This is a genomic window from Flavobacterium bizetiae, assembly GCF_024271895.1.
Taxonomy (GTDB): Bacteria; Bacteroidota; Bacteroidia; order Flavobacteriales; family Flavobacteriaceae; genus Flavobacterium; species Flavobacterium bizetiae.
In genome coordinates this window covers 115,099-136,722 of sequence record NZ_CP091861.1, presented here as the reverse complement: position 1 = coordinate 136,722, position 21,624 = coordinate 115,099, and the positions used below count along the sequence as shown (strand labels likewise).

Annotated in this window: 17 protein-coding genes; 8 read left to right on the top strand and 9 right to left on the bottom strand. The window is 33.4% G+C overall.

The window, feature by feature from the left end:
• Nucleotides 1–8 precede the first annotated feature (8 nt).
• From L0669_RS00680 to L0669_RS00670, 3 genes are read left to right on the top strand one after another with little or no spacing between them, the layout of a single operon-like run.
• Entirely contained in the window at nucleotides 9–2,468 is a 2,460-nt protein-coding gene (locus tag L0669_RS00680; protein WP_263760567.1) for a TonB-dependent receptor, read from the top strand.
• Nucleotides 2,465–3,100, top strand: coding sequence for a hypothetical protein (locus L0669_RS00675; protein ID WP_263760565.1), 636 nt, complete (start codon nucleotides 2,465–2,467; stop codon nucleotides 3,098–3,100). The genes L0669_RS00680 and L0669_RS00675 overlap by 4 nt, the downstream gene beginning before the upstream one ends.
• A 46-nt stretch (nucleotides 3,101–3,146) precedes the next feature.
• A complete protein-coding gene (locus tag L0669_RS00670; protein ID WP_263760563.1) occupies nucleotides 3,147–3,869 on the top strand; it encodes a hypothetical protein in 723 nt (240 codons plus the stop codon).
• Between the two features lie 201 nt (nucleotides 3,870–4,070).
• Here L0669_RS00670 and L0669_RS00665 read toward each other — a convergent pair whose 3' ends face one another.
• From L0669_RS00665 to L0669_RS00645, 5 genes are all read right to left on the bottom strand, one after another.
• Nucleotides 4,071–4,772, bottom strand: coding sequence for a hypothetical protein (locus L0669_RS00665; protein WP_173971763.1), 702 nt, complete (start codon nucleotides 4,770–4,772; stop codon nucleotides 4,071–4,073).
• Between the two features lie 127 nt (nucleotides 4,773–4,899).
• On the bottom strand, nucleotides 4,900–6,729 hold the full coding sequence (locus tag L0669_RS00660) for an ABC transporter ATP-binding protein (protein WP_263760561.1): 1,830 nt from the start codon (nucleotides 6,727–6,729) through the stop codon (nucleotides 4,900–4,902).
• A 212-nt stretch (nucleotides 6,730–6,941) separates the two neighbouring features.
• Nucleotides 6,942–8,669, bottom strand: coding sequence for a phospho-sugar mutase (locus L0669_RS00655; RefSeq protein WP_263763887.1), 1,728 nt, complete (start codon nucleotides 8,667–8,669; stop codon nucleotides 6,942–6,944).
• A 131-nt stretch (nucleotides 8,670–8,800) separates the two neighbouring features.
• Nucleotides 8,801–9,757 carry a glycosyltransferase family 2 protein gene (locus L0669_RS00650; protein WP_173971765.1) on the bottom strand — a complete coding sequence of 319 codons (957 nt, stop codon included), beginning with the start codon at nucleotides 9,755–9,757 and terminating at the stop codon, nucleotides 8,801–8,803.
• Between the two features lie 19 nt (nucleotides 9,758–9,776).
• Nucleotides 9,777–10,310: a DUF4199 domain-containing protein gene (locus L0669_RS00645; RefSeq protein ID WP_173971766.1), complete on the bottom strand. Its 534-nt coding sequence runs from the start codon at nucleotides 10,308–10,310 to the stop codon at nucleotides 9,777–9,779.
• Between the two features lie 245 nt (nucleotides 10,311–10,555).
• On the opposite strand from L0669_RS00645, the gene L0669_RS00640 reads away from it, so the two are divergent.
• Both L0669_RS00640 and L0669_RS00635 read left to right on the top strand, forming a co-directional pair.
• The gene (locus L0669_RS00640) at nucleotides 10,556–10,810 is read left to right on the top strand and encodes a type B 50S ribosomal protein L31 (RefSeq protein ID WP_029272307.1); all 255 of its coding nucleotides are present in this window, start codon (nucleotides 10,556–10,558) and stop codon (nucleotides 10,808–10,810) included.
• Between the two features lie 357 nt (nucleotides 10,811–11,167).
• Nucleotides 11,168–12,343 carry a GlmU family protein gene (locus L0669_RS00635; RefSeq protein ID WP_263760559.1) on the top strand — a complete coding sequence of 392 codons (1,176 nt, stop codon included), beginning with the start codon at nucleotides 11,168–11,170 and terminating at the stop codon, nucleotides 12,341–12,343.
• A gap of 213 nt (nucleotides 12,344–12,556) precedes the next feature.
• Here L0669_RS00635 and L0669_RS00630 read toward each other — a convergent pair whose 3' ends face one another.
• Nucleotides 12,557–13,000, bottom strand: coding sequence for a PepSY-like domain-containing protein (locus L0669_RS00630; RefSeq protein ID WP_263760557.1), 444 nt, complete (start codon nucleotides 12,998–13,000; stop codon nucleotides 12,557–12,559).
• A 200-nt stretch (nucleotides 13,001–13,200) separates the two neighbouring features.
• Here L0669_RS00630 and L0669_RS00625 point away from each other — a divergent pair, with 200 nt between their 5' ends.
• From L0669_RS00625 to L0669_RS00615, 3 genes are all read left to right on the top strand, one after another.
• The gene (locus L0669_RS00625; RefSeq protein WP_173970381.1) at nucleotides 13,201–14,835 is read left to right on the top strand and encodes an ABC-F family ATP-binding cassette domain-containing protein; all 1,635 of its coding nucleotides are present in this window, start codon (nucleotides 13,201–13,203) and stop codon (nucleotides 14,833–14,835) included.
• Between the two features lie 211 nt (nucleotides 14,836–15,046).
• Nucleotides 15,047–16,201 (top strand): OprO/OprP family phosphate-selective porin, encoded by a 1,155-nt coding sequence (locus L0669_RS00620; protein WP_263760555.1) that lies wholly within the window; start codon nucleotides 15,047–15,049, stop codon nucleotides 16,199–16,201.
• 62 nt (nucleotides 16,202–16,263) lie between these two features.
• Nucleotides 16,264–17,835, top strand: a complete 1,572-nt coding sequence (locus L0669_RS00615) for an anaerobic C4-dicarboxylate transporter (protein ID WP_263760553.1) — start codon at nucleotides 16,264–16,266, stop codon at nucleotides 17,833–17,835.
• Between the two features lie 84 nt (nucleotides 17,836–17,919).
• On the opposite strand, the gene L0669_RS00610 is transcribed toward L0669_RS00615, so the two are convergent.
• The 3 genes from L0669_RS00610 to L0669_RS00600 are packed head-to-tail and all read right to left on the bottom strand — an operon-like array spanning nucleotide 17,920 to nucleotide 21,428.
• Nucleotides 17,920–19,077 (bottom strand): ABC transporter permease, encoded by a 1,158-nt coding sequence (locus L0669_RS00610; protein WP_263760551.1) that lies wholly within the window; start codon nucleotides 19,075–19,077, stop codon nucleotides 17,920–17,922.
• Between the two features lie 2 nt (nucleotides 19,078–19,079).
• On the bottom strand, nucleotides 19,080–20,033 hold the full coding sequence (locus L0669_RS00605; RefSeq protein ID WP_263760549.1) for an HlyD family secretion protein: 954 nt from the start codon (nucleotides 20,031–20,033) through the stop codon (nucleotides 19,080–19,082).
• Between the two features lie 12 nt (nucleotides 20,034–20,045).
• Nucleotides 20,046–21,428, bottom strand: a complete 1,383-nt coding sequence (locus L0669_RS00600; RefSeq protein ID WP_263760547.1) for a TolC family protein — start codon at nucleotides 21,426–21,428, stop codon at nucleotides 20,046–20,048.
• Between the last annotated feature and the right edge of the window lie 196 nt (nucleotides 21,429–21,624).

Genomic DNA, 21,624 nt, shown 5'->3' with positions numbered 1-21,624 from the left:
CAAAGCGATTGAACCATAATAAGCTACTATTTGTTTTTCTTTTTTTATGCATTACGTGTTTTTCATTTGCCCAAAGCGCTCATGTTAAAGGTGTTATTTTAGATGAGCAAAACCGACCTGTTTCAGATGTAAATGTTACCTCTTTGGGAACTACAAAACAATCTGATGCAAACGGTTTTTTTGAAATTAATGTACCTTCAAATAAAAAAACATCGCTGATTTTTACTCATATTTCTTTAAAAATGATGAGTCTTACAGTGAATTTAAAGCCGAATGAGGTTTTTGTTTTTAATCCTGTAATGAATAACTCTGAAGAACAAATGGGAGAGGTTTTTGTTTCTTCCCGAAATAAAAAACGTGTTCAGGGTATTGCTACTGTTGATGCCGCTACAATTAAGAAAATTCCCGGAGCAAACGCAGGAATAGAAAATATTCTAAAAACATTACCCGGAGTAAATTCAAACAATGAACTGAGTACACAATATGCTGTTCGTGGCGGTAATTATGATGAGAATTTAGTATATGTAAACGAAGTCGAAGTCTATCGTCCGTTTCTAATTCGGTCCGGACAACAAGAAGGATTAAGTTTTACCAATACAGATTTAGTTCAGAATGTTGATTTTTCGGCTGGAGGATTTCAGGCTAAATTTGGAGATAAATTATCTTCCGTTTTAGATATTACATATAGAAAACCAACTCAGTTTGGCGCATCATTAGAAGCGAGTTTATTGGGTGGAAGCATTTCTGTTGATGCCGTTTCTAAAAACAAAAAATGGTCAGCAGTTACCGGAGTGCGTTATCGAAATAATAGTTTGCTGGTAAACAGTCAGGATACACAAACCAATTATACACCTAGTTTTGCCGATATTCAAACGAATATTAATTATGATATTTCGAATAAATGGCAAGTGAGTTTTTTAGGTAATATTTCTCAGAATAAATATTTATACCAGCCATTAACACGCGAAACAAAATTTGGAACTATAGATCAGCCCATGTCGCTTGCGGTGTATTATGAAGGTAAAGAGCGTGATCAATACGACACTTATTTTGGAGCTTTAAAAACAACCTACAAAGTTTCGCCAAGTCTAACCTTAAAATTTATCGGATCGCTGTTTCATACTATAGAGGAAGAGCATTTTGATATTTTGGCACAATACCGTTTAGGAAACATAGGCGAGGACGGGTCCACTCAAGTCGATTTTACACGCGGAATTGGTTCGCAGCTCAATCATGCCAGAAATGATTTGGATGCTTTAATTGCAAACGCAGAAATTAAAGGATTTAAAGAATGGAAAAACGACAGTCAATTAGAGTTTGGCTTAAAATATACCAGAGAATCTATTCGTGACAGAATTGTAGAGTGGGAGATGATCGATTCAGCTGGGTTTTCTATCAATCCGCCAATTGCTATTTTGCCAAAAAATAATCAGCCGTACGAACCTTATACAGGACCGCTTTTGCCGTATCAAAATGTTCGTGCTACAAACTTTAATACTATAAACAGATTTTCTGGTTATGCCCAATACAATAAAAAATCAGAATTGGGATCTAGTCAGGTTTGGTATAATCTGGGAGCCCGTTTTCAGAGTTGGGATGTTTCCGGTGCTGCGGTCGAAGGAAAAAATCAAATTGTGTTTAGTCCGCGTGCTCAGTTTGCGATTAAACCAGATTGGGATATGGATATGGTTTTTAGGCTTTCGGGCGGATTATATCATCAGCCACCATTTTACAGAGAACTCCGTGATCTGAATGGCGTTGTCAATCCAAATGTAAAAGCACAAGAATCTGTGCATATTGTGTTGAGTAATGATTATAATTTCAAAATGTGGAATCGTCCTTTTAAGTGGGTAACAGAATTGTATTATAAGTCACTTTCTGATGTAAATGTGTATTCGATCGATAATGTGAGAATTGGTTATATCGCCAATAATAATGCAACAGCCTACGCGCAAGGTCTTGATTTTAGACTGAACGGAGAATTTGTTCCCGGAACAGAATCCTGGATTAGTTTCGGATATTTGAAAACTGAAGAAAATTACGAGAACAAAGGTTATATCGCCAGACCAACAGATCAGCGTTTAAAATTTGCCATGTTATTTCAGGATTATATGCCCAATATTCCGAGTGTAAAATTGTATCTGAATTTAGTTTATAATACCGGTTTGCCTGGTGGATCTCCGGCCTACTCTGATCCTTATTTGTATCAAAATCGCTTGAATGATTATCGAAGAGCCGATGTTGGTTTTGCTAAAGTTTTTGTAGATAATAGTACGAAAGTAGCCAAAGCAAAGTGGTTGAAAAGCTTTAAAGAACTATCCGTAGGATTAGAGATTTTTAATTTATTTAATAATCAAAACGCAATAACCAATACCTGGGTTCGCGATGTTTATTCTAAAAATCAATACGCCATTCCGAATTATATGACTTCGAGAGTTTTTAATATTAAGCTAAACGCGCGGTTATGATAAATAAGCGTGAAAAAAGAAAAAAGATTTTTTACGTGCCGGGAATAATATCTTTGGTTTTTATTCCGTTGTTGTGTTTGTATTACTTTTATAAAGTTGATGCTTTTAAGATTTATAGCTATCTTGAATTTTTTGTTCCGAACAAAGAGGAAATTAAAAAGTATAAAGTTGAAGATTTAAGAAACTATACAATTTTTAAGTTTGAAGATACTAAATTAAAAGAGGAACAGAAGTTACAAGAATTGAGTTTTTTTGTTCACGATTTGGTTAAAAAATATGATACTATAAATGGGGCTAAAATTCATTTTGGATCCAAAACAGATTACGACACTTTTGTCAGTGTAATTAGTATTATGTCTGAAGAAAATGTGCCAACCTGGGTTTTGTCTGAGGATAATATTTATGTATTGGCAAGTCCTAAACCAAGGCCAAATCGAGATCGTGGCTTTGTTTGTGGTAATGGGAAATATTCAGAAATGAATACGCTTAGAATGGCAGAAGAAAACCGTAAAAAAGAACTTCAGGTATTTCAGGTTTCTTTTCTAAAGCAGCAATGGATTATATTTTTGGGATATCTCGGATTGGTCCTTCTAAATATCTTTGCCTTAGTAAAATTCAATAAAACGAAATAATACAATCAAAAATACTATATTTGATATCCTAATATAATTAGCATACATGAAAAAATCCTTAACCTATATAGCCTTAGCAATCATCGGAACATTAGCGAGTTGTAAAGATGAAGTTCAGAAACCGAAAGTAATTTATGATGCTGCCAATAAATCAAGTGTGGTGTCAAAGACGGATTCAACGCAGATTGAAATAGCCGATTTACCTATTCAGATGGAAGGAACGAGTTATTTAATTCATCCTGTTGGTGATTTACGTGTTTTCGAAAAGGGAACCAAATCACGCTACGGATCGTCTAGTGTAAATGATGTAAGCTTTACTATTTCTAATTTAGGCGAGTATGAAATTACAGGGTATTTACAAAATTTAAAATTTCAAAAAGTAGATTCAGATTCTATTCGTCCTTTAACAGATAAACCGGCTTTGATCTTAACGGCTACTTATTTAAAGTCAGTTGCAGATAGAACTCAAAACCAAATAATGGTTTATACTCTTGCAGATTCAGATACTAATAAAGACGGTAAAATTGATTCAGGAGATATTAAAACATTATATCTAAGCAACATCAGCGGAGAAAATTTCACAAAGATTTCCGAAGATTTTCAGGAATTAATAGATTGGAGTTTGGTAGAATCTAAAAGCCGTTTGTATTTCAGAACAATCGAAGATACCAATCAAAACGGACAATTTGATAAAAATGACGTTTTACATTATAACTACATAGATTTAGGTTCTAAAAAATGGGAGGTTAAGAGTTATAAACCTATTTAAAGATTTTAAGTTACTAAGGTTCTATGTTGCTAAGATTTGGAATCAAAAAGAAAAAGTCCTTTAAAAATTAAATCAATTAATTTTTAAAGGACTTTTTCTTTTAAGACGATGGTTAAGATCCTTTTAATCTATATATACCGATAGCTATCGGGAGTGGCAAAAAAAAACTCAGCACCTTAGAACCTTAGTAGCTTAGCGCCTTTAGATCAATATGTCGCTTTCCAGATCAGATTTTTCAATATCAAAATCAAAACCTAAACGGTCTACTAAATCAATAACGAGTTTTTTGTACCAGTTTTCAGATTTTGGATGAATGTAGATCCTTTCGATTAATTGTTTAAGATCAACGTTTATTTTTAAACCGTCATTTAGTTTGATGTCGCTTTTTGAAGTGTCAGTAAGAATGCGTACTTCGCGTTCGTACTGAAAGCTTTTTCTTTTAAATAGAAACGGGAAAAACAAATCATCAAACGGAATGTATTCTTTTTTATAGTCGATGTAATTGACTTCGCCAATATACTGGTCAAAATTATTTTCAGGTCTCACTGCCTTTTGTAATCTGCCAATAGTCGACTGAATTGCTAATCCTTCGCTGTTTTGAGTGAAAATCTGCCACATAGCAAACGACTCATATTCGTTAATATGCCAGCTGCTAATAGCTACTTTTTCGCGATGTGTCTTGTAATAACTTAAAAATTCAGGATTATCAGCGGCGAGTTTTTTAATCTCCTCAAAAGTAGGTTCGCTAAAAGTACCTTCATACTGATCTTCAAACTTATCAGATCGGGACATGAACAGTTTTTTAGACAATAATAAATCAAGAAATTTAGATAAGTCTAAGTATTTCCAAACAATTGTATCTGGATCATCAGGAAGCGTTATGTTCGGATTGTTGAGATACATTTTTTAAGTTTTAAAATTTATTCTAAAAAAAAAGCCACAGATCGTAAAGATTAAAATGATTTTATTTCGTTAAAAAAAGAATCTGTGTTAATCTGTACAATCTGTGGCTAAAAGTCTAATCTTTTATTTACGATTCAAAAGACTGCATCGTTACCAGTTTATTATAAGTTCCGTTGTGATTGATTAATTGATCATGCGTTCCTTGTTCTACTATTTTTCCTTTTTGCATTACAACAATCAAATCTGCTTTTTGAATAGTCGAAAGACGGTGCGCGATTACGATCGAAGTTCTGTTTTGCATCATATTCTCTAAAGCCACCTGAACAAATTTTTCGCTTTCGGTATCCAGAGCTGATGTCGCTTCATCCAAAATCATAATTGGAGGATTTTTTAGTACAGCACGGGCAATTGATAAACGTTGTTTTTGTCCTCCTGAAAGCTTGTTTCCGCTGTCTCCAATGTTGGTATAAATTCCTAAAGGCAATTCGTTTACAAATTCAAAAGCATTGGCGATTTTTAGCGCTTCGATAATTTCGTCATCTGTAGCATCTAATTTTCCTAACGAAATATTCGCTTTTATAGTATCATTAAATAAAATACTGTCTTGTGTAACCAATCCCATTAATCCACGAAGAGATTGCAAATTCATGTCTTTGATGTTAATTCCGTCTATAGAAATAGTACCATCATTTACATCATAAAAACGAGTCATAAGGTTGGCAATCGTACTTTTTCCACTTCCGGATTGACCAACAAGTGCTACGGTTTGTCCTTTTTTAATCGTAAGAGAGAAGTCTTTTAAAACTGTTTCGTCCTGATATTTAAAATTGATGTTTTTAACCTCAATACTATCATCAAAAGATGTTTTTACAATAGCGTCAGGTTTAGAAGTAATTGGATTTTCCTGATCAAGAATTTCAAGAACACGTTCTGCTGCTGCATTTCCTCTTTTTACTCCATAAGAAGCTTTAGAAATCGCTTTTGCCGGAGTTAAGATATTATACGCTAATCCCATATAGGCAATAAAAGCAGCGCTATCTAGTGTCTTATCAATTAAAACCATTTGTCCTCCATACCATAACAAGATAGCGATTACGGTAATTCCCATAAATTCACTTGCGGGAGAAGCTAAGTTCTGGCGATTGCTTATTATGTTTGATAAATTAAAAAAACGTTCCGTAGAATTTTGAAAAACACTGTTAAAGTAATTTTCAGAATTATACCCTTTTACCACCTTCAAGCCTCCAATAGTTTCTTCTATAGTTGATAAAAAAGTACCTTGTTCCTGTTGTGCTTTAGTAGATTGTTTTTTTAGCTGTTTTCCAATTAATGAAATAATATAACCCGAAACAGGAATAAAAATAAAAACAAAAAGCGTTAGTTTAGGACTAATAATCAGCATCATGATTATTGTAAATACAATAGTCAGAGGTTCTTTTACAATAAGTTCCAGAATAGCCAGAAACGAGTTTTGTACCTCATTTACGTCAGCTGAAATTCTTGAAATAACATCTCCTTTTCTTTTTTCAGAATAAAAAGCCAAAGGCAATTCAAGCGTTTTCTTGTACATTGCATTTCGCATGTCTCTTAAAACACCATTTCGTAAAAAAGTAATAAAAAACATGGCAAAATAATCGGCTAGGTTTTTTAATAAAAAGATAGAAATGATGATTGCGACCATTACAGATAAAACATAACCAGGTTCGTGTGTACCTTTTGTGGTGGTAATGTAATAGCTTAAATAATCCTGACCGTAGTCCTGAATTTTTAAAATTCCGTGATATACCGGTTTTTCCGTAATTTGTTTGTTTTTATCAAACAATACCTGAAGCATTGGTATTAAAGCAACAAACGAAAGCGTGCTAAAAAGCGCATACAAAACATTGAAAAAAATGTTTAAGAATGCATATTTTTTATACGGATATATAAAAGGAATTATTTTTTTTATGTTACTCATTTATTTATATATGTTTTTTTCTGCTGTAGCAATTACTCTTTCGAGTTTTTCAGTAATAATTCTGTAATAATTTACTTAGAATTGTAGCTGAAATTATGCACACATTGTGTGCAAAATTATAATTTATTGAAATAGAGTGTTTTGATTGTTGTCGTTATGCAATTTTAACTTTTAGTTGAATGCTCAATCTGATTGCTATTTCGGTAATGTTATTATTTCAATTGCATTGCTGCAATGATATTTTGTATTTTTTCGTCTAAGAAACTTTCTGCAGCATCAAAATTGGCAACCGAATCTAATTCTGCATTAACACTAATGTAGAATTTAATTTTAGGTTCAGTTCCGCTTGGTCTTGCACAAATTTTAGAACCATCTTCAGTATAATAAATCAAAACGTTAGATTTCGGAATATCCATTGTAGATTCCTCACCAGTCAATAAATTCAAAGCAATAGACGATTGATAATCTTCGACCATAATTACTCTTTGTCCGCTAATTTCTTTCAAAGGATTTTGGCGTAAATCAATCATCATCTGATTAATTTCCTGCAAACCTTCCATTCCTTTTTTGGTTAACGAAACCAGGTGTTCTTTATAAAAACCATTTTCAACATAAAGTTGTAAAAGTTCATTGTAAACACTGCTTCCTGCTGCTTTTGCCTGTGCTGCAACTTCGCATATTAATAAAGTAGCCGCAACAGCATCTTTATCTCTAACAGCGTCACCAACCATAAAACCAAAGCTTTCTTCACCACCTCCAATAAATTCGAGTTCCGGAAAATCTTTGATCATTTTAGCAATCCATTTAAAACCAGTCAAACCAATTTTGCATTCAACGCCGTAGTTTGTGGCCAATTCCATCATCATCGGAGTAGAAACAATCGTAGAACCTACAAATTGTTTGCCATTAATTTTTCCGGCTTTTTTCCATTGTTTCAATAAAAAAGAAGTCATCAAAATCATGGTCTGATTTCCGTTTAGCAAAATCATTTTGCCATCGTTGTTTCTAACCGCAACACCAAGACGGTCGCAATCAGGATCAGTTCCTACAACAATGTCAGAATTGGTTTTGTCTGCCAAAGCCAAAGCCATAGTCAAAGCCTCAGGCTCTTCTGGGTTTGGAGATTTTACCGTTGGGAAATCCCCGTCTGGAACTGCCTGCTCTGGTACAATATGAACATTTTTATATCCCGCTTGCGATAAAGTATCAGGAATAGATTTTATAGAAGTTCCGTGCAACGAAGTAAAAACAATCTGCAGATTATCTTTGGCTTCAGCCGGAGTATTAAAACTTGCGTTTTCTATAGACGATTTCACAAAAGCCTTATCAATTTCAGTATCGATATATTCAATCCGGCTTTCATTAGCATTAAACTTAATTTTATCGTAGCTTAAATTTTCGATTACATTAATAATTGCCCCATCCTGCGGAGGAACAATTTGTCCTCCATCTTCCCAATATACTTTATATCCGTTATATTCCGGCGGATTATGAGAAGCCGTAAGTACGATTCCGCATTGGCAGCCTAAATATTTAAGAGCAAAAGACAATTCAGGAGTCGGACGTAAATCTGAGAATAAATAAACGTGAATTCCGTTTGCAGAGAAAACATCAGCCACAACTTTAGCCAAAGTATTGCTATTATGACGGCAATCATAAGCAATAACAACCTTTAAAGGCTGATTAGGGAAAACCTCATGCAAATAATCAGATAATCCCTGAGTATTTTTTCCAAGCGTATATTTGTTAATTCTGTTGTTTCCAACACCCATAACACCGCGCATTCCGCCAGTTCCAAATTCAAGATTTTTATAAAAACTCTCTTCAAGTTCTTTTGGCGACGTAGTCATTAATTCCTTAACCGCAGCTTGTGTATCGTTGTCAAATGTAGGTGTCAACCATTCGTTTACAGCATTCAAAATATTAGGTGCTATATTCATCATTCGTATATTTTTATATTTAAATTAAAATAGTAATAATTTTCAGGAGCTATTTCCTGCTGTCCGCTATATCTTTTGTGGCGAACCCCGCCACAAAAGGATGCCGCTACCATCAGGGCTAGGACTTCACGTTAAAAATTAACCTCTCTGGCTACTTTATAACGTGCTTCGTTGCTTTTAGTTCTTAAAATAATTTCACCAAGAAAACCTGCAAGAAACAATTGAGTTCCTAAAATCATGGTAGTTAAAGCAATAAAAAACCAAGGATTACTGGTTACAAGGCTATATTTCATTCCGTTATACATATGGTATAATTTAGATATACCTATATATCCGGCTGCTAAAAACCCGATAATAAACATTAATGAACCCATCGCACCAAATAAGTGCATAGGTCTTTTTCCAAATCGGGATAAAAACCAAATAGTGATCAAATCCAGAAAACCGTTTATAAAACGCTCCATTCCAAATTTAGTTTCACCGTACTTACGTGCCTGGTGAATCACTACTTTTTCTCCGATTTTATTAAAACCGGCATTTTTTGCCAAAACAGGAATGTAACGGTGCATTTCGCCCGAAACCTCAATGTTTTTTACCACCGTATTTTTATAAGCCTTTAATCCGCAGTTGAAATCATTCAATTCAACACCCGAAGTTTTTCTGGCTGCCCAGTTAAAAAGTTTCGACGGAAGATTTTTCGCCACAACAGAGTCGTAACGTTTCTTTTTCCAGCCTGAAACCAAATCAAATTTCTGGGCCGTGATCATTTCGTATAATCCTGGAATCTCATCCGGACTATCCTGCAAATCCGCATCCATTGTAATAATAACGTCTCCTTGTGCTTTTGCAAAACCAGCATGCAGCGCCTGTGATTTTCCAAAGTTTTTCATAAAGCGAATTCCCTTTACATTAGGATTTTCGTTAGAAAAACTTTCAATAATATTCCAAGAATCATCTGTACTTCCATCATCTACAAAAATGATTTCATAAGAGTAATTGTTAGATTGCATCACTTTAATAATCCACGAATAGAGTTCTTTTAGTGATTCCTCTTCGTTAAGAAGCGGTATAAGTATAGATAAATTCATTTATATTTTATTATAGACTTTAAGGTTTGTCATTCTTTACGACTGCTCCGATAATTAGAGAGTATATTAATCCAATTAATGAATACATGACAAGTGTTACTGGAAGAACAATTAATGGATTCATGAATTTTTTCACCATGCTAAGTCCCATTTCTAATTCTTTTGATGATATATTAGGATTCTGAGTTATCATTCCTTCTTTAGAAATCTCCAGCATTTCATTTATGAATTCAGGAAATATTAGATTAAAAATTACACTAAATATAGCATATACCAAGCCTGCAAGAACAGTAATTGAAATCCCTGTTTTTAAACATTCAGAAAAAGATATGAATCCGTTGTTGATATCCTTTTTATAATGATTGCAACCTAAGTAAATAAATATAAGAGGTAATACTAAATAATTTGAGATATTTACAATTACTCCAACACTTGAATTTACTAATGATTTCATGCCAATTACATACATAATGACAAACTCTAAAACCATTATAACACCGAACAAAAGACCGTACATAGTTCCTGACTTAGCAGGAGATATATTTTTATCCATAAATTATTTAGTTTAATTAATCCACAAATATAGCAATTCCCAATATATGAGAGATAAAAAAGCTTTTTGAATTTAACTAAAAAAAAGTGACCTAAACATTTGTAGATTAAAAAAGAATTGTAAATTTGCACTCTGAAATAATAAAAAGTTTTAAACAAAAAAAGAGTATCCTTTGTTTACACCTTTTTCTAACCATGAAAAAGCTTCAAAATAAAAATGCTCTAAACAATAAATAAAAAGAAAAGATGAAAAAAGGAATTCACCCAGAAAATTACAGATTAGTTGCATTTAAAGACATGTCAAATGACGAAGTTTTTATCACTAAATCTACTGCAGATACAAAAGAAACAATTGAAGTTGACGGAGTTGAGTATCCAGTTGTAAAAATGGAGATTTCTAGAACATCTCACCCTTTTTATACTGGTAAATCTAAACTTATCGATACTGCAGGACGTATTGATAAATTCAAAACTAAATATGCAAAACACGTTAAAAACTAATAACTGTTTTTATTTATACAAAAGCCTTCCAATTTGGAAGGCTTTTTTTATGGAATTGTAAAATTTAACCGCAAAGTGCGCAAAGATTTTTATCTGGCATTATATTTAGAAAACACAAAGTTCGCAAAGCTAAATCTATACAAAGCTTTGCGAACTTTACTTTTTGCAAAAACTTAATAATATAAACTTTGCGTTCTTGGCGGTTAAATGATTATCAGTATAAAAATATGTTAGCCAAAAAAGCAATTATTTTCTTATTTTGAATAAGAGTACTTTTTAATAGAACAAATAAAATATTTGTAACTTTGATCTCGATAACCAAATCAAGATTTTAACAAGTAGCAAATTTTTATATTTATGAATTACATTCTCTTTGACGGTCCCGTCCGGAATGCTTTACTCCCTTTTACTTTTACACGACCTGTTGCTGACATACTAATTGGAATCATGACGATTCGCCAAAAATGGGAAGCACGTTTAGGTTCGACCATAACAACTATTACTGAAGATTACCTTTCAACCAAATTCCCGATGGTGGAAATGGAAGAAAACGTAATGATCAATGCGGCATATTTGCCAAATGATACACTTGCTGAGTTGGTTTCTGAGTTAAAAGAAAATCAAGCCATCTTTAAAGGCGATGATGTAATTGCTTTTTTTACATCAGAAAATCAGGAAGAAGTAGATTTTGATTCGTACGAAATCATTCAATATAACGGAGATGCTTTGACTGTAGAGCATACTTGGGATATTTTTTCTAAGAATGACGCTGCAATTCGTGAAGATTTTATTTATCTAACTGAAGACAGAAAGTCGCAAGCCATCCCGAAAAGTGTAAATGTTATTGCCCCTGAGAATATTTTTATTGAAGAAGGAGCAAAATTAGAATTTGTGACTCTTAACGCTTCAAACGGACCTATATATATAGGTAAGAATGCAGAAATTATGGAAGGAACCGTAATTCGTGGTCCTTTTGCTTTATGCGAAAATGCACAAGTTAAACTAAATGCGAAAGTTTACGGTGCAACAACAGTTGGTCCGGGATCCAGAATAGGTGGAGAGGTTAAAAATTCGGTTCTTTTTGCAAATTCAAACAAAGGGCATGACGGATTTTTAGGAGATTCTGTTTTAGGTGAATGGTGTAATATTGGTGCCGACAGTAATAATTCGAACCTGAAAAACAACTACGAGGAAGTAAAGTTATGGAGTTATGAAACTGAAGGGTTTGCTAAAACCGGACTTCAGTTTTGTGGTTTGATGATGGGAGATCATAGTAAATGCGGAATCAATACCATGTTTAATACCGGAACTGTAGTAGGAGTAAGCGCTAATATTTTTGGAAGTGGTTTTCCTCGCAATTTTGTACCAAGTTTTTCTTGGGGCGGAGCAGCAGGTTTTACGACTTATGTAACCAAAAAAGCTTTTGAGACAGCTAAATTAGTGATGGGAAGACGAAACATAGATTTCGACGAAACAGAATCTGCAATCTTAGAACATATTTTTGAGGAAACTAAAAAGTGGAGAAAAGATTAACTTAATTAGATAATTAGTCAATTAGATAATTAGATAATGTAGAAAACCCGACAAGTCTTAGAATTTGTCGGGTTTTATTTTTGTTTTTTTTGCCACAGATTATAGGATTAAAAAAGATTCTTTCGAAAGGATTATAAACTCTTTTTAAAGAAATAATCAGTGAAAATCCTATAATCTGTGGCTGAAAATCTAACGTTAGATTTTAGTCAAATGCTATTTATCTATTTTAGTAAAATCTCCTTTTAGATTAAACTTTAATTCTAAACCATTGGTAAGTTTCGTTTCGTAACCGGAAGATCCTAATTCTATTTTGGTTATTTTTTCTTTAGGGAAGTTTGTTTTTACATACGAAGCGATTTTTTTCGGGATAATAGACGAAGGAATTTTAGAACTTTTGCCGTCTACTTCTTTCCAGTTTCCTTTTTTATCAAATTCGATTTCAATAGTACTATCATACTGAACTTTATATTCTGTAGAAAGAATTTCTTTATCCTGTAAAATATAGCTCGGTTTTTTAGAGCCAAAATGGGTTTTTAGAAAAGCTTGTGCATTTGCCGGTAAAGCTTCTTTTTTAATTACAGTTTTTTGTGCATTTGCAGAAAGTCCAAATATTAATCCTGCAATTAGGCTGGCTATCAAGTTTAATTTCGTTCTCATATTTTGCTGGTTTTTAAATTATTATACAAGATAAGGCGAAAATTTTAAAATATGTAGGAATATTGGTGTAATTTCAAAAATCTAACAATCCAGTAATCTAAATAATATTGTCTAATACTCTAATTAATCTATCTTTGCACCACGAAAAAAATAGGTGGTCAACTAAACGATTAACCGATTAAACAAATTCACAAAAAGTAATGATTACAGTTAACGATATTTCGGTTCAGTTTGGTGGAACTACATTATTTAGCGATGTTTCTTTTGCTATAAATGAAAATGATAAAATTGCCCTTATGGGTAAAAATGGTGCGGGAAAATCGACACTTTTAAAAATAATTGCAGGTCAGAGCAAACCTTCTACCGGAAGTATTTCGGCTCCAAAAGAAGCGGTTATTGCTTATTTGCCTCAGCATTTATTAACTAAAGATGGTTCGACTGTAATGGAAGAAGCATCAAAAGCTTTTGGTGAAATTTTTAAAATGAAAGCTGAAATCGATGAAATCAACGAACAATTAACCGTTCGTACGGATTATGAAAGTGATGCTTACATGAAATTGATCGAAAGAGTTTCTGACTTAAGCGAAAAGTTTTATGCCATCGAAGAAGTAAATTACGAAGCTGAAGTAGAGAAAATATTAGTTGGTTTAGGATTTGAGCGTGAAGATTTTACACGTCAGACTTCTGAATTTTCAGGAGGATGGAGAATGCGTATTGAATTGGCTAAAATTTTATTGCAAAAACCAGACTTAATTTTACTGGATGAGCCTACCAACCACATGGATATCGAAAGTATTCAATGGTTAGAAGAATTCCTGATCAATTCAGCAAAAGCAGTTGTGGTAATTTCTCACGATAGAGCGTTTGTAGATAATATAACCAATCGTACTATCGAAGTTACAATGGGAAGAATCTACGATTATAAAGCAAAATATTCTCATTACTTAGAATTAAGAAAAGATCGTAGAGTGCATCAGCAAAAAGCTTATGATGAGCAGCAAAAAATGATTGCTGATAATAGAGCTTTTATTGACCGTTTTAAAGGAACTTTCTCTAAAACAGATGCTGTTCAGTCTCGTGTTAAGATGCTTGAGAAACTTGTAATTGTACAAGTTGATGAAGTGGATAATTCAGCATTAAAATTAAAATTCCCACCAGCGGCACGTTCAGGACAATATCCTGTTGTGGTAAAGGAACTTTCTAAATCATACGGAGATCATGTGGTTTTTAAAGATGCTAATATTGTGATCGAAAGAGGACAAAAAGTAGCTTTTGTAGGTAAAAATGGTGAAGGAAAATCGACTATGATCAAAGCGATCATGAAAGAAATTGGCATCGATGAAGGAAGCGTAGAAATTGGACACAATTCTCAAATTGGATATTTTGCCCAAAATCAGGCTTCATTATTAGATGAAAATGCTACGATTTTCGAAACTATAGATGCAATTGCAGTAGGTGATGTTCGTACTCAGATAAAAAATATTTTGGGAGCTTTTATGTTTCAGGGCGATGATATTACCAAGAAAGTAAAAGTGCTTTCAGGAGGAGAAAAAACGCGTTTGGCAATGATTAAATTATTGTTGGAGCCAGTTAACTTATTGATTCTGGATGAGCCTTCGAATCACCTTGATATGAAAACCAAAGATATTATTAAAGATGCATTGCGTGACTTTGACGGAACTTTAATTCTGGTTTCTCACGATCGTGATTTCCTTGACGGATTAGCGACTAAAGTTTTTGAGTTTGGAAACAAACGCGTGAAAGAGCATTTTGAAGATGTTGCCGGTTTCTTAGCGCACAAAAAAATGGACTCTATGAGAGAGATAGAGAAGTAATCTAGTTAAAAATATAATAATAAAAAGGGCGTTAGTTAATTCTAATGCCCTTTTTTTTGATAAAAAACGTATAAAAATGATTATTAAATAAATGTTAAAAACATGATATAAATCAGAATTGTAATTCTAAGTATTAGATAATTTTAGTAGAGTAAAAATAACTTATTTGTAGTTTAATTTTTACAAAATAAAATAATTCTAAACTTTTATTATGAACTTTTTAAATAAATTTTTCTCTAAAAAGATTGTACTCTTAATCTTTTTACTTCCCTTTTTCTCGAATGGGCAAACAACAGATTCCAGCGCCCAAACAGAAATAAAATATCCACAATTTAAAGTTCAGGGACTTTTTCAGGGACGTTACTTAAGTGGTTTTACGCATGGTATAGATGCTACAACGGGTCTTCAGCATTCAAATGGTGATGCTGTCGAAGATACTTTTGATATTAAAAGAATGCGTTTGGGACTTACCACCAAATTAAGTGAGGGCTTTGATATTGTTATTCTAGCCAATTTTGCTGATTTTAAATCAGATCCTAAAAACAAGGTTTTAGAAAATGCCTTTGCAAGATACATTTTCAGTAAAAACATAGGCGTTATGGCCGGACAGTTTAGGCCTGCTTTTGGAATCGAGGAATTAAATCCTGCTGATATCCTTAGATCATTCGATTACTCTAATCAATATACTGAATTTGGAAATAATGGCTGGGCAAGTTTTCAAATTGGAGCTTCTGTTTTTGGAAGTTTTAATCTTGGTAAACTGCCGGTCAGTTATGCTTTTTCTGCTGTAAATGGTAACGGAAGAAACCAAGTGTCAGATAAAGACGATGGTAAACAATATTCTTCGCGTCTTGCTTTCGAATTAGATAAAAAACATAATGTCAATTTTGGTGTCAATGGAGGTATTGGCGAAGTTTTGAATAATAAAGTTTTTGCAGTTGCACTAGATCTTACAGCTGATTTTAAATTGACAGATAAATTAATACTACAAACTCAACTTGAAGCAAAACAAGGAATCAATCATTATTTGTATTACTCTTTAGCCGCAGATTCAAGAACCGGAAATATCAATGATTATGAAATGCGTGGCGCTTATTTCTTACCCAATTTAAGGTATGAAATTAAATACCAAAAATTAACCGCCATAGAGTTTTCATGTCGTTATGAATATTTTGACAGAAGTTTTAAAATCAATTCAAACGCCAGGCAAACCTATACGCCAATGGCAGGTTTAGAATTTGGAAAAGGTTATACCGGACGTATCGAAATGGGAATGCAGTTCGATAATTATAAACGCAATATCGCAAATACTACTGCATACGATAACAATCTCTTTATTATACAATTTCAAGGAAGATTTTTCTAAATGTTAAGCCAGATATTTTATCGCTCACATGGTAATGGTTAAATAATAAAATGTAAAAAAAAATGAAAATAAGTAAAAAAATCTATCTCTGTCTTTTTTTAATAATGACAGGAATGAGTCTTTGTTTGGGAAAAAATGAAAGTAAAACAGAGCCTGTTGTGGCTGAACAAAGTGCCGCTGTTGTTTCGACAGCATCAGAATTAAAATCAAATGATTCAAAATCAGTTGTAAATGCTCAAAAAGTATCAACTGATTGCGCCAAAAAAGCCACTACGGATGCCGAAAAATCAATACCGGCAAACGCTCCATTCTTATTTTGGAGTCAATTGGTTTTGCTTCTTGTAATTATTTATTTCGGGATAAAATATGGAGGTATTGCTTTGGGTATGCTTGGTGGTTTAGGAGTTACCCTATTGGTGTTTTTATATGGTGTCGAACCGGGAAAACCTCCAATTGAAGTAATGTTGATTATTCTTGCCGTAGTAACCACTTCATCGTCATTAGAGGCGACAGGAGCTTTGAATTTAATTGTGAGTTATGCTGAAAAGTTGCTTCGTAAGAATCCAAATAAAATTGTGTTTTTGGCACCATTAACCAGTTTTACTCTTACTATGCTTGTTGGTACAGGACATGCAGTTTATCCTTTGTTGCCTGTTATTTATGATGTTTCGATTAAAAATAAAATTCGCCCTGAACGCCCAATGGCAATGGCAGCAATTTGCAGTCAGTTAGGGATTACAGCAAGTCCAATTTCAGCAGCGGCCGCAGCATTGGTCGGGATTTTTGCGGCAGCAAATTTGCACGTAAGTCTTATAGATATTCTTAAAATTACAATTCCGTCTTGTCTTGCCGGTTTACTTCTTGCTGCGCTTTGGAGTTTGAAAAGAGGAAAAGATTTAGAAAACGATCCTGATTTTCAGGAAAAAATAAAAGATGAAGAACAACGAAAATACATTTTTGGAGATCTTGAACAGCAAACGAATAAATCCGGAAAAAAATCTAAAACGGCTTTAGCGCTTTTCTTGCTTGGAATTTTAGGAATTGTAATTATTGCGATTTTCCCTGAAGCGATTCTTCCATTAGATAAAGAAGGAAATCCTCTAAAAATGAGTATTGTACTGCAATTTGTAATGCTTGCGGTTGGAGCCATAATACTTTTTGCGACTAAAATATCAGCAAAAAGTATTTCTGATACCAAAGTATTTAATGCAGGAATGGTAGCTGCGATTATGATTTTTGGTATTGCCTGGATGAGTGATACGGTAATAGAAAATAATAAATCTTATATTTTGTCACTGATTAGTGAAACTGTAACGGCACATCCGTGGACATTTGCATTGGCAATGTTTTGTGCTTCTGCATTCCTGAAAAGCCAGGCAGCAACATTATTGGTTATTATGCCTTTAGGGATTTCTTTAGGAATTCCGACACCGGTATTGATAGCTTGTATTCCTGCTTCTTATGCGTATTTTTTCTTTTGTTTTTATCCGAGTGATCTGGCCGCAATAAATTTTGACAGATCCGGAACTACAAAAGCAGGCTCATGGATTTTAAATCATAGTTTTATGATTCCGGGTATGATTGCAGTCTGGACAGCTGTTATTGTGGGGTTTGGATTGGTGAAATTATTATGAGTTAATTTATTATTATTTACAGGTTTGTTAATTTAAAAAAAAGCACAAGAGAGATCTTGTGCTTTTTTATTTTTTTATAAATGGTTAAGCTTGTTTTAAAACACTTTTCTTTTTAAAATGTAAAGCAATAAAGGCGGCTATAAAACATACAATACCTATAATAATCATGTTCCAGATGGGTTTTGTAGTTTGAGAAAAAGAACCGTTTTCTATGATTAATATTCTAAAAGCTTTCAGAAAATGCGTTAACGGAATCACATTTGCAATTGCCTGAACTGCTTGAGGCATTTGACTTAAAGGCCAGGTAAATCCGCTTAGGATAAAGCTTGGAGTTGCAATTACCATTAAAATTTCTGTTGCTTTTAGTTGGCTTGGAACTAAAATGCTCACCAAAATACCAATGAAGGAAACGGAGAGCACAAATATTCCGGCAATAAAAGTAAGTGGTAATAGATTTTCGTAAAAAGGCAATCTGAACCATAAAGTAAAAAGCCAGTAAATAATCCAAATGCCAAAACTCATAATCATATAAGGAATGATTTTTACGGCTAGTAAGTTCAAAATTGAAGGACATCTTTTAACCAAATCTTTAAAAGTGCCATTTTCAAATTCTGAAGCAAACGAAAGCGCTAATCCCAATAAAAGAACTTGTTGCAAAACGGTGGCTAAAACACCCGGCCAAAGAAAGTACATATAATTGGTGCTTCGATTGTATTTTTTTATAAAAGTAGTTTTAAAAGGTTCGTATTGCGATGCCAGTAAATTTTCAGGAACACCTTGTTTTCTTAAGGTTTCGATTTGAACTCCTGCTTTTAATGTTCCAAGGCAAACCTGTATGGCGGTTGAAGCGTAATTGGCTGTTAAAACATTCGAGGTGTTTACGATCGTTGTAATTTCCGGATACTTTTTGGTAAGTGTCATTTTTTCAAAATCCTTCGGAATAATAACAACACAAGTCGCTTCTTTTTGAATTGCAATTTGCGAAAGATTATTTTGATCATACAAGATTGAAGCAATCGAAAGAACCTCATTGTCCTCAAACATCTGAATGGCTTTTGAACTTAATTCAGAGCGATCCTGATCGACAATGATGATAGGCAAATCGGTTACTTTTCCTTTACCGTAAACATATCCCAATAAAACGCCATACAGAATTGGTGCTCCAATAAACAATAGTCTAAGGACTTTATTGCTCCAGAATAATCTGAATTCCCGTTTAAGCAATGAAAAGAAATTTTGCATAGTTAAAGAGATAAAGTAACAGTTGTTTTTGTGATAAGATCTTTTGTTTCGTCCAGGTTAGAAGGTGTTATTTTTATTTCGAATAAACTTTCCTGCATTTCATAATCCGGATATGCGGTTGCAATATTACCATAAGCTCCCAATTGCTTTATTGTAGTAATGGTTCCTTTTATGTCTTCTTTTTTATAAGGAACATGAACCGTTATTTCCTGACCTTTTTTATATTGACCCAACTGATTTTCGGGTATTGTAAATCGAAAATAAGTGCTATTCGCAATATATCCGTTAAATAAAGTGTAGCCGGGTAAAGCCAGTTCGCCAAGATTTAGTGTAATAGTTTCGATGCTCATATCTTGTGGTGCAATAATATAGCGTTCCTTATCGGCAGTTTCTACTTCCTGCAAAGCACCAAGAGCTCGGTCTTGCTGTCCTAATGCCATGGTTTGTTGTTCGATACGCGCACCTTTTTTAGCATCGTCTAACTCAGCAACAACAGCATTGTATTGTGCCTGAGCGCCTTGGTATTTAGCAAAAGTTTCATCGTAGGTTTGTTGCGATATCAAAGAATCTTTGAGCATATTAGTCAATCGTTTAATCGATTTCTGAGCAAACTCGTATTGTTCTTTTAGTCCCATTTTTTTGGCTTCAAGCTGTTTGATCTGATTTTCAGTGGCTCCTTTTACGGCCATTTTATATTGGGCTTTGGCAGATATAACAGCACCTTCGGCCTGGCTTTTTTTAGCATCAACTTCCGGAATATCAAGAAGAGCCAGAGTATCTCCTTTTTGTACAATGTCACCTTCTTTGACAAAGATTTTTAAAATCTTGCCCGGTACTTTGCTTACAACGGCAATTTGTTCTTTTTCTATTTTTCCCTGAATTACATTTTCTTTTTTCTCTTTTTGACAGCTTATAAAAACAAGAATAAAGCTGACTACGATAATTGCTTTTTTCATAAAATAGAACTTTTATTTAGATAATTTTTTTGATAAATCGCCAGTTGCAATAATGGTTTCAATTGCTGATAATCGCTGTTCGATTAAAGTAGTGGTTTTGTTTACAGAGGCTTTATAAGAATCATTTTCGGCTTCCAGACGTTCAGATATATTGATAAGCCCTTCTTTATATTGTTTTATGGCCAGATTCAAATTGTTGCCTGCTACTTTTTCCTGTTGTTGTGTAATGTCAATTTTTTGAGTCAGAACGCTATAATCAACAAAGTTTTTTTCGAGAAGTAATTCTAGCTTTTCTTTAGTATCGTCGATCTGGTTTTGTACTTGTTCGATGTTTATTTTGGCCTCGTGTACTTTGTGTTTTCTTTCAAAGCCAGAAAAAACTTCCCATTTCATGGCAGCACCTACAACCCAATTGTTGCTTATGGTTACTTCGTTTAAACCTAAGTACAAAGCCTGGTTTATTCCTGTAATAACTGGCGTTGTTGCGTTCGCATCAAATAAACTAGAGTAGGAGACACCTCCAAAAGCGCCTAAAGTGGGTAAATAAGTTCCTTTTTCTTTTTTTAATAAATACTCGTAAGCAGTTTTAAAAGATTCTAAAGCTTTTATTTCCTGTTTGTTTTCTGTACTTAATTTTGAATCTGTAATTAAATACGGAACCAAATTGTATTGAACCTGCTCAATATCGCTAATAGAATATCCCGTTAGATATTGAATTTTTTTATAAACCAATCTTCGTTTGCCATCCAGTTCAATTTTTTTAGAGGCCAGTTCTAGAGAAGCCAGTTTGATTTTATCCCTGTCATACGGAACCGCAAGTCCTTGTTCTATGGCTTTTGTAACACGTTTTGTTTCTGTTTCCAGTCGGTTTTCGCTATCTTTTATAAGTTGGTCTATTTGTTTTAATAGCTCAAGCTGGTCGAATGTATTAATGACATCTTTTATAATTTGATCTTTTTCGGATTCTTTTAAAAACTCGGTTCCTTTTGTTTTTTCGTGAATGGCTTTGGCTCCATTTGGAATTTGCATTCCGCTAAAAAGAACTGTTTTGGCCATGACACTTCCGTTAAAAATATTTCCGTAATTTTTAAAAGCTGTTTTTCCATCAAATAATGGATAATTTACAATAGGTATGGTAGCCGTAGGAAGATCGACGGTAAGTTTATTATCAAAATAAGAATACAAAGCACTGGCTTCAACAGTTGGAATGTACTTATTCCAGACTCCTTTTTCCTGAAGATTTAATTTCTCAATATCTAAGTCTTTATTCTTTAGTGAAACGCTTTTAGCTATAGCTTTATTAATAGCGTCTTCCAGAGTTGTCGAGACCTCGATCTGACCATAACTGTAAGTAAGCGAAAGAAAGAAAATGAAAATAGGTAAGTGTTTTTTCATCGTAATTTTGTTTCTATGGTAGTAATAAATCTTAAACAGTTTTTTGTAAGATATTATAAAATATAGGTTACAAGAAAAGGGGGTATTCACAAAGTTAAGGATATTAATCTTACTTAAATGGTTTATAGCGCCTAAATTGATGTATAATTAAAATATTTTAAGTGGATTTTTTGAGAATTATAGAAAGTTATACAGT